1 protein-coding gene is annotated in these 222 nt (G+C 67.6%); it reads left to right on the top strand.

Translation table 11 applies throughout. The annotated features are described in order from the left end of the window. Positions 1-220 (top strand): hypothetical protein (locus ACKPVM_RS20565; protein WP_409311598.1); only part of this gene is annotated, 220 nt, incomplete at its 5' end. Between the last annotated feature and the right edge of the window lie 2 nt (positions 221-222).

The following is a 222-nucleotide window of genomic DNA, read 5'->3' as shown; positions in this document are numbered from 1 at the left end:
CATCCTGTTGCGGTCCAAGATCGGCACCGAACTCACCGATGCCGAGGTCGGCGCGCTGTGCCAGGTGATCGAGTCGGTCGGTGCGCTGACGGCGGTTGAACGGCGCATCGACATGCTCACCACGCGGTCGCTCGAGACGCTCGGCGCCGCACCTATCGACGAACAGGCGAAGGCGGGCCTGTCGAAGCTCGCCAGGTTGGCCGCCAACCGATCCGCCTGAGC

This window comes from Pectobacterium hainanensis, from assembly GCF_046237015.1.
Lineage (GTDB): Bacteria > Pseudomonadota > Gammaproteobacteria > Enterobacterales > Enterobacteriaceae > JBJYIN01.
Note: the sequence above shows the minus strand (reverse complement) of the source record. Positions and strands in the feature narration are given on the sequence as shown.